General features: G+C 43.7%; 12 protein-coding genes. 5 read left to right on the top strand and 7 right to left on the bottom strand.

Features of this window, described 5'->3' with window-relative positions; all coding sequences use genetic code 11:
• Positions 1-4: 4 nt before the first annotated feature.
• The gene (locus B9T26_RS06275; protein WP_086198885.1) at positions 5-1639 is read right to left on the bottom strand and encodes a phospholipase D family protein; all 1635 of its coding nucleotides are present in this window, start codon (positions 1637-1639) and stop codon (positions 5-7) included.
• Positions 1640-1751: 112 nt separating this feature from the next.
• Between B9T26_RS06275 and B9T26_RS06270 the strand changes: the two genes are divergently transcribed.
• Together B9T26_RS06270 and B9T26_RS06265 are read left to right on the top strand one after the other, a co-directional pair.
• Positions 1752-2762, top strand: a complete 1011-nt coding sequence (locus tag B9T26_RS06270; protein WP_086198884.1) for a metallophosphoesterase — start codon at positions 1752-1754, stop codon at positions 2760-2762.
• An 87-nt stretch (positions 2763-2849) separates the two neighbouring features.
• Entirely contained in the window at positions 2850-3194 is a 345-nt protein-coding gene (locus B9T26_RS06265) for a hypothetical protein (RefSeq protein ID WP_086198883.1), read from the top strand.
• 67 nt (positions 3195-3261) lie between these two features.
• On the opposite strand, the gene B9T26_RS06260 is transcribed toward B9T26_RS06265, so the two are convergent.
• Entirely contained in the window at positions 3262-4578 is a 1317-nt protein-coding gene (locus B9T26_RS06260; protein WP_086198882.1) for an MFS transporter, read from the bottom strand.
• A gap of 144 nt (positions 4579-4722) precedes the next feature.
• The gene (trhA, locus tag B9T26_RS06255; protein WP_086198881.1) at positions 4723-5364 is read right to left on the bottom strand and encodes a PAQR family membrane homeostasis protein TrhA; all 642 of its coding nucleotides are present in this window, start codon (positions 5362-5364) and stop codon (positions 4723-4725) included.
• A 103-nt stretch (positions 5365-5467) separates the two neighbouring features.
• Between trhA and B9T26_RS06250 the strand changes: the two genes are divergently transcribed.
• Complete coding sequence (locus B9T26_RS06250; RefSeq protein ID WP_086198880.1) at positions 5468-6691, top strand: class I SAM-dependent methyltransferase; 1224 nt, start codon at positions 5468-5470, stop codon at positions 6689-6691.
• Between the two features lie 9 nt (positions 6692-6700).
• Entirely contained in the window at positions 6701-7123 is a 423-nt protein-coding gene (locus tag B9T26_RS06245; RefSeq protein WP_086198879.1) for a GNAT family N-acetyltransferase, read from the top strand.
• A gap of 20 nt (positions 7124-7143) precedes the next feature.
• Here B9T26_RS06245 and B9T26_RS06240 read toward each other — a convergent pair whose 3' ends face one another.
• Complete coding sequence (locus B9T26_RS06240) at positions 7144-8055, bottom strand: LysR substrate-binding domain-containing protein (RefSeq protein WP_086198944.1); 912 nt, start codon at positions 8053-8055, stop codon at positions 7144-7146.
• Positions 8056-8155: 100 nt separating this feature from the next.
• Here B9T26_RS06240 and B9T26_RS06235 point away from each other — a divergent pair, with 100 nt between their 5' ends.
• Complete coding sequence (locus B9T26_RS06235) at positions 8156-8785, top strand: NAD(P)H-dependent oxidoreductase (RefSeq protein WP_086198878.1); 630 nt, start codon at positions 8156-8158, stop codon at positions 8783-8785.
• Positions 8786-8838: 53 nt separating this feature from the next.
• Here B9T26_RS06235 and B9T26_RS06230 read toward each other — a convergent pair whose 3' ends face one another.
• The 3 genes from B9T26_RS06230 to B9T26_RS06220 all read right to left on the bottom strand — a co-directional run bounded on the left by B9T26_RS06230 (position 8839) and on the right by B9T26_RS06220 (position 12678).
• Positions 8839-9171 (bottom strand): hypothetical protein, encoded by a 333-nt coding sequence (locus tag B9T26_RS06230; protein WP_086198877.1) that lies wholly within the window; start codon positions 9169-9171, stop codon positions 8839-8841.
• A gap of 157 nt (positions 9172-9328) precedes the next feature.
• The gene (locus B9T26_RS06225) at positions 9329-11461 is read right to left on the bottom strand and encodes a 3-hydroxyacyl-CoA dehydrogenase NAD-binding domain-containing protein (RefSeq protein WP_086198876.1); all 2133 of its coding nucleotides are present in this window, start codon (positions 11459-11461) and stop codon (positions 9329-9331) included.
• Positions 11462-11472: 11 nt separating this feature from the next.
• The gene (locus B9T26_RS06220) at positions 11473-12678 is read right to left on the bottom strand and encodes an acetyl-CoA C-acetyltransferase (RefSeq protein ID WP_086198875.1); all 1206 of its coding nucleotides are present in this window, start codon (positions 12676-12678) and stop codon (positions 11473-11475) included.
• Positions 12679-12804: the final 126 nt, after the last annotated feature.

Here is a 12804-nt window from a genome sequence, read left to right as displayed (position 1 = left end):
AGGCTTACATAAAGCCTTCAACCGGTAACCAGGAAATCATTTTAACCCCAGCTTTTTGCCACCATTTCATCTTGGGTTCTTTCTGATACGTTTTGATGCTGCCATCATGCCGTTTAATTTGCCAGTTGATTTTATTGTTGGCATTTAACACCAGTTTGTAGGCATATTTAGACAGGTTCTGATCCATGGTCTGATGTACTGCTCTGGCCAGGTTCGGGCTGTCCAGCAATACGCCAATTTCCGTATTTAAATAAGCAGAACGTGGGTCGAAATTAAAAGAACCAATAAAAACTTGCTTCTCATCTATGGTCATGAGTTTGGCATGCAGGCTGGAACGACTTAAACCTTTGATGTTGACTTTGGCTTTTTCAGCAATTTCCTTGGTATTGGCATTCAAGTTTTCAGTTTCCGGAATAGACAGAAACTCGTAGAGTTGGACATTATTCTGGAGTAAATCCTTGCGATATTTGCCATAGAATGCATGTACCAAAGCCACGTCATTGGCTTTAAAGGAATTGGTCAGTACCCGCACATTGATATTGTTTTGAGCCAGATCACTCAGCATTTTTTCGCCTTTTTTTTCCGGGACAAAATAAGCAGAAATAATATCGACACTGTGTTCGGGTTTTTCCAAACGGTTAATCAGTTGAAAATTCAGATGTTGTTCTTTTTTGGCCTTTGCCCTGATTTTACTGGGTGAATCACTGACGACTTCTGCTTTGACCCAGTCAAACTGAATACTGTTATTCAGCCAGTTTTCAAAAGCATGCGATCGGTTGGCTAAATCGAGATAATTCTGCACGTTAACGCTTTGCGAATGTTCCTCGAGTTGTTGTTTCAGGCTGTCAAAACGCAAGGAATAATGTTTTGGATTGACAATTTGCTTGACCGGAAATGCGTAATCATCATTCCAGTATTCATCAAAGGAATGAATGATTTCATCTGATGCGGCGCCGACCAGCATCACATCAACATCGGAAAATTGATAATTGTCACTGACGTTATAATACTGGTTACTCATATTGCGACCGCCAATTAATGCAATCTGGTTGTCTGCAATAAAACTTTTGTTATGCATGCGGCGGTTAATGCGTTTTAGATCCAGCACCATGTCCATGGCACGGTAATGTCTAAAACGGTAAGGATTATAAAGGCGCACATCAATATTTTTATGCTGATCGAGGGCCAGATAAATGCCTTCCATCTTTTTGGCATTGTTGTCATCCATCAGCAGACGAACCTTTACGCCTCGGTCAGCTGCTTTAATGATGGAGTTTAGCGCCAGCGCGCCAATTTTATCGTTGTCCCAAATGTAGTATTGTAAATCTAAACTTTTTTCTGCTTTATCAATTAAATGGATACGTGCAGCCAAAGCTTCCAGCGGGTCATATAAAACATGATAACCGGTAAGATTCGGGTTTTGTTCCCTCAACGGCATAATGATTTTAGCCAGCGAGGTCTGTTCTGTTTTGGTGTCAAATGAATATTCAACCGGTTGGGGAATCTGTTTAGGCAGGGTTGAACATGCAGGAATCCCCAGAATCAGGCTACAACTAAGCAATACTGCGGTTTTATAGCTATGAGATCTATATGATTTCGCAGTATTTAAGTGTGTAAGTCGATGAGAAGATTGCGTCATATATTGTAAAACGATACCAAAATTTGGTTTGAGTATAATTGCCAGCTGTGAAAAGATAAATATCGTAATAGATGAATGATGTAATATCAGCGTCAGGATTAGAGAAGGTTATATGTGGGATTCAGACTCAGTCGTTTTTTATTTTTACTTGTGTTTTGCAGTACTTGGCATATGGGGTATTGCGCAGGCCTGGCTGAGTCAAACCCGAACAGAAACCATTCATCCGTTTAAAGCATTTGTGCATTTATTGGCCTTTTATCTGTCCTATTTGCTGTTACCGCTGTTTTTCTTCAGTTTATATGCCGGCTGGAGTGGCTATTACTCTATTCACCAAGCCGTATTTATTTTCTTGCTGAGTTGTGTGCTGATTTATGCGCGCTTTATCGAACCTCAGTATGTCATGGTTAAAACCCTGCAATATCAGCTCAATCCGGAACAAAACCTGCAGCGTCCGGTCAAACTGGCCTTGATTGCCGATTTACATATTGGACTGTTTTCCGGGCATGAACGTCAGCTGAAAATTATTGTCGATAAAATTAATCAGCAGAATCCCGATCTGGTAGTGGTGGCAGGGGACTGGACCTATGAACCTGAAAACAAACTGGCCGATGAGCTGGCCATTTTACAAAACATCAATGCTCCGGTTTATTCGGTGAACGGCAATCATGATGAGCAATATCCAGGGCCACCCATTCAGAATTTATTAAGACATGCCTTAAAGGTCAATAACGTGATTGATATTGAAGGGCAGATTGTCGAGTTTGATGAATTCAGATTGCTCGGTGTGGGTGATTTATGGGCTGGTAAAACGGATATGCGTTATATGCCGGATTTACCGCAAGACAAACCCTGGGTAATTTTATCGCATAATCCGGATACGGTAGATATGGTACCGCAATTACCGACACGTCCGCTGATGCTGTCGGGGCATACCCATGGCGGGCAGGTGGAACTGCCTTGGCTGACCAATTACATCATGAAAAAAGTATCCATTCTTGGACATAAAAAAGGTTTATATGAGCATGAAAATGCCGATGTATTTGTCACTGTAGGTACAGGGCTGGTCGGTGTACCATTTCGTTTTCGGGTACCACCGACGATTGATATTATTGAATTGGTTTAAATCTTGAAGATCGGTTTTTGGAACAATTTTTGACATACCCTACAACAAGATTGCTTTATAACAATGAAAACAGAATAGGAGAAGCGCATGTCTTTTTCAGAAGAGGTCGGTCAGTTTTTTGCTTTAACAGAACCTCAATCGGCACAGCTTGAAGCGGGTTTAATTGCTCTAGAACAGGCTTTTCAACAAGCCGAAAGCGATGTGGTCAATACACCAGAATTTGCCAGCAGGTTTTATCAAAAGTTTCAGCAACTGATCACGGCCTTTGGGATTGATGAAAAGAATGTAGAGGCTTTTTTGGATCACTTATACGCAACAGAAAGATACCGTCAGCTGGTGACTTACGTTGTTCCCAGTTATTACCAGTCTGGTGGTGATCGAAAAGTATTTGAAGAGCTTTATCAACAGATGTTAAGTGATGAACAGATCTGAAGCAGTGAGAAAAAACATATAAAAAAACCAGCGTAAATAACGCTGGTTTTTTTATTTATAAATGAGATTAAACCTGGTTGTTTACATCATCATTTTTGGTTTCACGAATGGCCAGGAAGGCAAGCAGTGAAAGCAGAGAAGCAGCGGTTAAGTAATAACCGACAGCATATAAACCATACGTCGTTGCAAGCTTAGTTGCGATTAATGGTGCAAAAGACGCCCCAAAAATACCTGCAAGGTTAAAGGTTAATGCTGAACCGGTATAACGCACTGAAGTTGGGAAAATTTCAGAAAGTACTGTACCAATTGGGCCATAAGTTAAGCCCATGATCGCCAAACCAACACATAAGAATAAGAACACGATAATAGTGTTGCCAGATTCAAGCATGCTTGAGAACACCAGGCCAAACAATGCTGAAACAATACATACGCCAATGGAAGTAGCTTTACGACCAAATTTTTCCGCAAACACTGCAGAAAGTGGAATGAATGCAGCAAAGCATAATGTGGCAACCAACTGCAGTTCCAGAAATTCAGAACGTGTGTAACCGAGTTTGGTGGTTCCCCAGTTTAATGCAAATACTGTGGTCAAATAGAACACAACGAAGGTACAGATAGCTGCAATTGTACCCAGAATGAGCATACCCCAGTGTTTGGTCAACACTTCTTTAAACGGAATATTTACTTCTTTTTGCTTATCCAATACTTTCTGGAATGCAGGAGTTTCATGAAGTTTCAAACGAATCCATAAACCCATAATCACCAGTAAAGCACTTGAAATAAACGGAATACGCCATCCCCATTGCATAAAGTCCTGTTCAGACATGAATGCGCCAAGGGTAATGAAAGAACCGGTAGCCAGGATAAAGCCGATCGGCGCCCCAAGTTGTGGGAACATGCCGTACCAGGCACGTTTGCCTTCAGGTGCATTTTCAGTGGCCAGAAGAACCGCACCACTCCATTCCCCACCTAACCCCAGTCCTTGACCTAAACGGCAAAGCGCAAGCAATAAGGGTGCAGCAAGCCCCACTTGTGCATACGTTGGAAGTAAACCAATACATACGGTCGAAACACCCATGGTGAGTAATGCCGCGACCAGGGTTGCTTTACGACCAATCCGGTCACCCAAATGTCCAAACAGTGCAGCGCCAATCGGGCGTGCAATAAAGGCAATCGCAAAGGTGGCTAAAGACTGAATGGTTGCAGTGGTTGGATCTGTGCTAGCTGGAAAGAACAGATGTGGAAAAATAATGACTGCTGCTGTTGCGTAAATATAAAAATCGAAGAACTCGATTGTTGTACCTACAAGACTCGCAGTAAGAACGCGGAATTTTGAATTTGTTGCTACTTCTTCTGAAGCTGCAATAGAATCTGATGACGCCATGGATGGACCTTACACTTACTAAAAATAAAAAAACTTAGTTTTAAAAGCGTAATCTTTTTAAAAAAGGCGTAATTTCTTAAAAAAACAACGAACAACCGTCTCTACTCAACTCGCTCAGGGTCACTGAAATGAAGAATGAGAGGGTTAAATCACGTACAGATAGATAGACAGAAATTGTGATCCTGCACCGATCAATACAAAAATATGCCAGATAGCGTGGGTATATCTTACTCTTTTTAAGGCATAAAACAATGCACCAACGGTGTAAGAAAGCCCGCCAATCACTAAATAGGTTAAAGCTTGAGCACTTAAAAAGCGTTGCATATCATCTATTACCAGCAAAGCCATCCATCCCATGGCCAAATAAGCAAGCAGGGAAATTTTTTGGAAACGATGGATGAAAACTAACTTGAATAGTGTACCAATAAGCGCAATCAGCCAAAGTGCAATCAATAAATAATGGGCTTTAGCTGTAGGAATGGCGATGGTCAGGAATGGGGTGTAGGTTCCCGCAATCAGATAATAAATAGCAGTGTGGTCGAGTTTTTTATACCAGCCGCGTCGTTGTGGCGATTCGGCATAATGATACAGGCTCGATGCAGAAAAGAGTAAAATCATGCTTAGCGCATAAACGCATAAGCCGATAAATTGCCCGAGTGGTAAATAACTGCCCTTGATCAGCATAAAAATGCTGGCAATAAGCGCTAATAGTGCGCCAAGTGCATGACTGATCGCATTAATTTTTTCTTCATGTGGATCGTAAGCCTGCAGCTGAGATGTAGTCATTATTTATTTTCTATAATTAAAAAAATACACTTGTATAGTAATGCAGTTTTACCTTTAAAGTAAGAAGTTTTAAACTGTAGCTTCATTTATTCGAGTGATTTGTATGTCTCAACCGGCTTCTCCTTTTATTCAGGAACAAAAATTCTTAGATGCCTTTCAGCAAGCCATTGAAACACATAGTTTTGATCGAATGATTATTAGTCAGTATAAAGGTGAACTTGAGCATTTGGAGAAAATGACCTTACGAGTCATTTCACTGCAAAACCAGCCTGTGCTCAGCTGTCTCTATCGTTACAAGACTCAAGATGTCACTAAAAATTATCCTTTGGCAGAAGCTGTGTCTTTGGTGCAATCGCTGTTGGCTCAATCTAAACAGGCCAATTTGTTTACCGCGAGCGAAGAACTGCAACTGAAAAAAAATAAGAAGAAAGCCCTGCTGAGCAGTAGTAAAAAGGCCAGTGCTACAGTGAATCCGGCAGAGACACAGCAAGGTCATGACCGTGCCAAGCATCGCTATGTCGATCAAGACAGTTACTTTTTACAACCGCTTGGAATTACTGACCATAATGTGCAGATTATTCCGAGCATGGCGCGTAAATGGAAACAGATTAATAAATTTATTGAAATTTTCTCGGGTGCCCTGGAACAGATGAGCCAACATGATCATGCACTGCGTGTAGTTGATTTTGGTTCAGGCAAAGGCTATTTAACCTTTGCTTTATATGATTATCTGGCCAAACACGACCAAACTCCTTTTGTGACCGGGGTCGAGCTGAATCCGAAAATGGTGGAATTTTGTCAGGGCGTTGCACAGCGTTCAGACTTTCAGCAACTGGATTTTTTCCAGGGTGATGTGCGTACCTATCAGCCCGAACATCTGGATGTCATGATTGCATTACATGCCTGTGATGTGGCAACCGACTTTGCCATTCATACCGGTATTCGCTTAAATGCGCAAATGATTATGTGCGCGCCGTGTTGTCATAAAGAATTGCGTCCACAATTAAAAAGCCCTGAAGTGCTGAAACCGATGCTGCAATTCGGCATTCATGCCGGGCAGCAGGCAGAAATGCTGACCGATACCATTCGTGCCTTGCTGCTCAAAGCTTATGGCTATGAAACCAAGGTATTTGAATTTGTGGCACTGGAACATACCAGTAAAAACAAGATGATTCTGGCCACCAAACGCAAGGATTATCAAGTGCCGGATCAGCAGGTTTTGGCGCAGATTCAGGCTTTAAAACAGATGTATGGCATTCAAAAACATTCCCTGGAATTGCTGCTGAATGATCAATGGGATCAGCAGGATATTGGTTGTAAGTGCTGAGGAATGAAAATGAGCCAATTTAAGATTGTTTCGGGATCATGGGCTGTCTTGCAGCCGGAGATTAAGCCGATTCGAGAAGCAGTGTTTATTCAGGAACAACAGATTGCCCCGGAAGATGAATGGGATGCAGAAGATGCCGTATCCCTACAATTTGCGGTTTATGATCAGCATCAGCCCATTGCGACTGCACGATTATTGCAAAATAACAGCATTGGCCGTGTAGCAGTATTGAAGTCACATCGCGGGTTGGGTATCGGTAAATTACTGATGCAAGCCATTATCGAACAAGCAAAATCCGAACAGCGTGAATTTTTAAAGCTGTCATCGCAAGTATATGCCATTCAGTTTTATGCAGGTTTGGGTTTTCAGGTGCAGGGCGAGGAATACCTGGACTGTGGCATTCCACATATTGATATGTATTTGAAACTTTAATCATCTGCTTATCACAGTAGTTAAGCATCAGTCAGATGCTGCTGTAGTGATTGGGCGATCAGATCAATGGTGATACGGATGCGTAAGGGCAAAAAATGCGACTGTTTCCAAACGATTTGAATGGGATAGTCGCTACTTGAATGATCTGCAAGCAAGTGCTTCAACCGTCCTGATTGCAGATAAGGCTGAATCAGCCACGATGGAAGCCAGCTGATTCCGCCCCCCATTAAAGTGTAGTCTAAAATAGCCTGCATATCGTCCATCTGGATGTTGCCACTTGGCCTGTATTTTATGGTTTTCAGATTGGGGTCTTTAAATTGCCAATCTTGAATTTGACCTGCTTTAGCATAGCGAATCAGTTGTTGCTGTGCTAAGTCCGTGAGCGATGACGGGATGCCATGCTGTTCTAAATACTGTGGTGTGGCGCAAAGCCACATTGCATGTTGGCCAATCTTTTTTGCAATTAGCTGGCTGCTGTCGTCCAGATGGCCAATTCGAATAGCAAGATCAAAATTATCTTCAATTAAATCGACCCGCCGATCATTAAAAGACAGTTCTATATTTAATTCAGGATGTTGTTCGGACAAGGTTTTCAGTATCGGCACAATAAATTTTTGACCGAATAAAACAGGCATGGACAGGCGTAATGAGCCTCGAATATGTTGACTGCTGCTGTCCAGCAGATTTTCGGCGGTCAGCAGTTCCTGTACAGCACGCTGGCTGTATTCATAAAATACTGCACCTTCGTCGGTCAAGGTCACATGGCGGGTATTGCGGGTCAGCAGCACAGCGCCCATTTGCTGTTCCAGCTTGGCGACCATTTTACTGACGGCAGAACGGGTGAGATGCAATTTTTCAGCCGCTTGAGTAAAACTGCCTAATTCAACCACAGTCATAAAGGCATTCAGGCTTTTCAGATCCGTAAGGCGCATTTTTGTTTCCAGTATGGAATCAATGTGATGATTTATTATCGCTTTTGCATCTAATTTGGCAATGCTAATCTTGTGCTCAATGAACAGAGTGAGCCAGATCATGAGTCAAATTTTGGTGCTTAAATCCAGTTTTATGCAGAGTCAATCCATGAGCAATCAGCTGATAGATGCCTATTTACAGACGCGTCAGCAGCAGGGTTTTGAAGATCAGGTCATTGAACATGACTTGGCTGCAATGCATTTGCCGGTATTGGACTTGGAACTGTTTCAGGCCCTGCGAGGCGAGGTGAATGAAAAACCTGAGATTAAATGCGCCGTTGCCTTGTCGGATCAATTTATTCAGGAACTTCAGCACTGTGATTTATTGCTGATTGCGGTGCCGATGTATAACTTGAATGTACCGACTCAGCTGAAAAACTGGTTTGATTTGATTGCAAGGGCACGTGTCACTTTTAAATATACTGAAACAGCGCCTGTGGGATTAATTCAAGGGGTTAAAGCAGCGGTCTTTAGTTCAAGAGGTGGTATTCATCAAGGTTTGGCAACCGATGCTGTCACACCCTATTTGACTGCTGTATTGGGGCTGGTCGGTATTGATGATGTCGATTTTATTTATGCAGAAGGTACCGATCTGCAGCCGCATGGCAAAGCCAAAGCAGTGCAGTCTGCCTTGGCGCAAATTGACCGCTATTTAAAGGCTCAAAAAAGTGTGCAAAACGCATCAATTTGAAATGACATTAAAAAAGCGGGTTATAAAGCCCGCCTTGATACGCCGTTAATGCTTTAGTGACCGTGTGCACTTGATGCTTCGGCATGGTCTGTCATATGCGCATGTTCTTCTTCAGTCATGTGCATTTCAGCGGCAGACTGCGAAGTTGCTGCTTCACGTGCTTGCTGTTGCTGCTGAGCTTCAGCCATTTGTTCCTGAGACATTGCAGGCGCATTTTTAAATGCATGCTGTTGAGTATTGTCTTTCTTCTGCTGACTTGGCATATAGTCTGGCTCATTGCTGACTGCCAGCCAGAACAAACCCATGAATAATGCACCCAAAATACAGAAAATAATTAATGCTCTCCAGCCCCAAGGTGATTTTTCAGGAGATGATTGATCTGTCATAACAGCCTACTCAGTCAAAATAAAAAGAATAAATATTTGTTACTTTATAACATATTTTTGTGAATGGTGGGACAGATATTGTCCAAAGCCTGATGTGAAAAAAGGAGCCGAAGCTCCTTTTTAAATTGCTATTTATAGCAGAGTATTGTCATACAGCTTAAATTTTCGTGCCTTGGGCAATCTTGTCCTTTAGCAATTGCGGCGCTTTAAAGCGTACGCCGTATTTCGCTTCTAGAGTATTGGCACGAACCAGGGCTTTTTCTAAACCATATTGATTTAAGAACTGAAGAGCGCCACCGGTCCAAGGGGCAAAACCAATACCAAAAATCGAACCGACATTGCCATCGACAGTCGATTCTAAAACACCTTCTTCTAAGCAGCGTAAAGTATCTAGTGACTGTACAAACAGGAAGCGGTCAATCATTTCCTGTTCGGAAATATCGTTGTCTTTTTGCCATTTGCTTAAGCCATTCCAAAGATGCTTTTTGCCGCCTTCTGGATAGTCATAAAAGCCCGCACCAGCTGCTTTACCTTTGCGGCCAAATTCATGAATCATGCTTTGAATCACATCATCTGCACCTGAGCGTGGCAGGTCTTTGCCTTCCGCTTGCAAGGCTTTACGTGTTTCATTGGCCACATGCTCAGAGAGCGTTAAAGACACTTCATCTTGAATGGCGAGTGGGCCTACAGGCATACCGGCTTTTAGCGCTGCCATTTCAATACGCGCAGGGTGTACCCCTTCTGCCAGCAGGCGCAGTCCTTCCTGTACAAAAGTTCCAAACACGCGACTGGTAAAGAAGCCACGACTGTCATTGACTACAATCGGGGTTTTGCCAATTTGCTGCACATAATCATAGGCTTTGGCCAGTGTTTCAGCTGAGGTATTTTTACCTTTGATGATTTCCACCAGCTGCATTTTATCGACCGGGCTAAAGAAATGCAGGCCAATAAAGTTCTGATCATTTTTAGAGGCTTGAGCCAATCCAGTAATCGGCAGGGTCGAGGTATTGGAGGCCATCACGCCATTGTCCGCCAAATACTGTTCAGCTTCTTGCGTGACCTTTGCTTTCAGCTCGGGATTTTCAAATACCGCTTCAATGATCAGCTCACAACCTTGCAGATCTGCAGCCTCTGCTGTTGGAGTAATAAGATTTAAAACCTGATCCCTTTTCTCGGCAGTTAAACGACCTTGCGATACTTTTTTATCCAGTAGCTTTTGACTATAAGCTTTGCCTTTTTCGGCAGCTTCGAGAGACACATCTTTTAAAACCACTGCAATGCCTTTAGATGCCGTGGCATAGGCAATGCCGGCACCCATCATGCCTGCACCCAGCACCCCAACTTTGCTGGCTTTCCATTTGGCAATATCTTTGGGGCGGCTGGCACCAGATTTAATTGCATTCAACCCCTGCCAGAAGGTCCCGATCATGTTTTTGGAAATCTGACCGGTGGCGAGATAGGTAAAGTAACGCGATTCAATGGTCAGTGCAGTATCGACATCAACCTGAGCACCTTCTACCGCTGCGGACATAATCGCTTCAGGTGCAGGGTAGCAGCCCTTGGTCTTGTCACGTAGCATGGCAGGAGCAATCGCCAGCATTTGTGCTACCGCCGGTGATGATGGCGTACCGCCCGGAATTTTATAGCCTTTTACATCAAATGGTTGCACAGACTGCGGATTGGCTTTGACCCAGGCTATGGCTTTGTCTAAAAGCTCCTGTTCTGAATCGGCTGTGTCTTGAATCAACCCTAAAGATTTGGCTTTATCGACAGCAAATTGCTTGCCTTCCATTAGGAGTGGAAAAGCATTTTGCAGGCCGAGCAGGCGCACCATCCGCACAATGCCACCACCACCTGGAAGTAAACCAAGCGTCACTTCAGGTAGACCGAATTTTGCTTTGGCATCATTTAGAGCAATACGCTGATGACAACACAATGCCAGTTCCCAACCACCGCCAAGCGCCGTGCCATTCAATGCCGCAACGACCGGAATGCCACGGGTTTCGATATAACGCAGCTTGGCTTTCATGTCTTCAATCATGTTGAAGAATTCTGTGGCATGTTCAGGTGTGGCCTGAATCAGTTCATCCAGATCACCACCGGCAAAGAAGGTTTTTTTCGCAGAACGGAAGATGATGCCTGCAATTTTGTCATCGGCTTTTAACTTTTCCACAGTCTCGGTTAAAGCAACGCGGAAATCTGCATTCATGGTGTTGGCAGACTGGTTTGGAGAATCAAGAGTCAAAATAACGATGTTGTCGGCATTTTTCTCAAATTGAATTGCGCTCATTATTCTTCTCCTTAGACCAATTCAATAATGGTTGCGATGCCCATACCGCCACCGACACACAGCGTTGCCAGGCCACGTTTTTTGCCTTGGCGTTCCAGCTCATCGAGTAGTGTGCCCAAAATCATGGCACCGGTTGCACCCAGTGGATGTCCCAGAGCAATCGCACCACCATTGACGTTGACTTTGGCTGGATCAACCTTCAGTTCAGTGATGAAACGCATCACTACTGCTGCAAAAGCTTCGTTCACTTCAAACAGGTCGATGTCATCAATGCTTAAACCGGCTTTTTCCAAGGCTTTACGCGCAGCAGGAGCAGGGCCAGTCAGCATGATGGTCGGATCAGAGCCTACAAGTGCAGTCGATAACACTTTGGCACGTGGTTTTAAGCCTTGTTCTTTGACCGCTTTTTCAGAAGCAATCAAGACCACCGCAGCACCATCAACAATGCCTGATGAATTGCCTGCATGATGTACATGGTTGACTGTGCCCACTTCAGGGTATTTTTGCAGGGCGATGGCATCAAAACCCATTTGTCCCATCATGGCAAAACTTGGATTGAGTTTGCCCAAGCCTTCTGCTGTCGTGGTCGGTTTAATGAATTCGTCTTTATCTAGAATTACCACACCGGCTTTATCTTTTACTGGTACAACTGATTTGTTGAAATAGCCATTGGCTTGTGCCGCGGCGGCTTTCTTTTGTGAATCTGCGGCAAAGGCATCGACATCTGAACGCGTATAACCATCAATGGTGGCAATCAGGTCGGCACCAATGCCTTGCGGAATAAAGTCGCAGGCCATGTTGGTTTCAGGATCTAGTGCCCAGGGACCACCATCTGAACCCATCGGCACACGGGACATGGATTCGACTCCGCCAGCGACCACAACATCTTCCCAGCCTGAGCGGACTTTTTGCGCAGCCAGATTTACGGCTTCCAGACCCGATGCACAGAAGCGGTTAATCTGCACGCCGGCGACATCATTATCCCAACCAGCGGCAATGGCTGCAGTTTTGGCAATATCGGCACCTTGGTCAGCAATAGGCGTGACACAGCCCAGCACGATGTCATCCACTTTGGAAGTATCGAGTTGATGACGGTCTTTCAGTTCATTCAGCAAGGTAGTCAGTAGGCTAATCGGTTTCACTTCATGTAGTGAACCGTCTTTTTTTCCTTTTCCGCGCGGTGTGCGAATGGCATCAATGATGTAAGCCTCGCTCATAGTCTGTCCCTTTTATGCGTTTAAAATTTTTATACTTTTTTGAGTGTAATGATTAATTTTTGAAGTGCAATGATGAGAACGGTTCAGGTCAGATGATGTTTTTGGTCAATAAAAAAAGCCCAGGTC

This window comes from Acinetobacter sp. ANC 4169 (assembly GCF_002135355.1).
Classification (GTDB): domain Bacteria; phylum Pseudomonadota; class Gammaproteobacteria; order Pseudomonadales; family Moraxellaceae; genus Acinetobacter.
This window is presented reverse-complemented; position numbering and strand designations above follow the sequence as displayed.

Bases quoted from the DNA above. Each gene is read 5' to 3' on its own strand.
- B9T26_RS06250 (WP_086198880.1), top strand. From the start codon at position 5,468: ATGTCTCAACCGGCTTCTCCTTTTATTCAGGAACAAAAATTCTTAGAT.
- B9T26_RS06270 (WP_086198884.1), top strand. From the start codon at position 1,752: ATGTGGGATTCAGACTCAGTCGTTTTTTATTTTTACTTGTGTTTTGCA.
- B9T26_RS06240 (WP_086198944.1), bottom strand. From the start codon at position 8,055: ATGCGCCTTACGGATCTGAAAAGCCTGAATGCCTTTATGACTGTGGTT.
- trhA (WP_086198881.1), bottom strand. From the start codon at position 5,364: ATGACTACATCTCAGCTGCAGGCTTACGATCCACATGAAGAAAAAATT.
- B9T26_RS06230 (WP_086198877.1), bottom strand. From the start codon at position 9,171: ATGACAGATCAATCATCTCCTGAAAAATCACCTTGGGGCTGGAGAGCA.
- B9T26_RS06260 (WP_086198882.1), bottom strand. From the start codon at position 4,578: ATGGCGTCATCAGATTCTATTGCAGCTTCAGAAGAAGTAGCAACAAAT.
- B9T26_RS06245 (WP_086198879.1), top strand. From the start codon at position 6,701: ATGAGCCAATTTAAGATTGTTTCGGGATCATGGGCTGTCTTGCAGCCG.
- B9T26_RS06275 (WP_086198885.1), bottom strand. From the start codon at position 1,639: ATGACGCAATCTTCTCATCGACTTACACACTTAAATACTGCGAAATCA.
- B9T26_RS06265 (WP_086198883.1), top strand. From the start codon at position 2,850: ATGTCTTTTTCAGAAGAGGTCGGTCAGTTTTTTGCTTTAACAGAACCT.
- B9T26_RS06235 (WP_086198878.1), top strand. From the start codon at position 8,156: ATGAGTCAAATTTTGGTGCTTAAATCCAGTTTTATGCAGAGTCAATCC.
- B9T26_RS06225 (WP_086198876.1), bottom strand. From the start codon at position 11,461: ATGAGCGCAATTCAATTTGAGAAAAATGCCGACAACATCGTTATTTTG.
- B9T26_RS06220 (WP_086198875.1), bottom strand. From the start codon at position 12,678: ATGAGCGAGGCTTACATCATTGATGCCATTCGCACACCGCGCGGAAAA.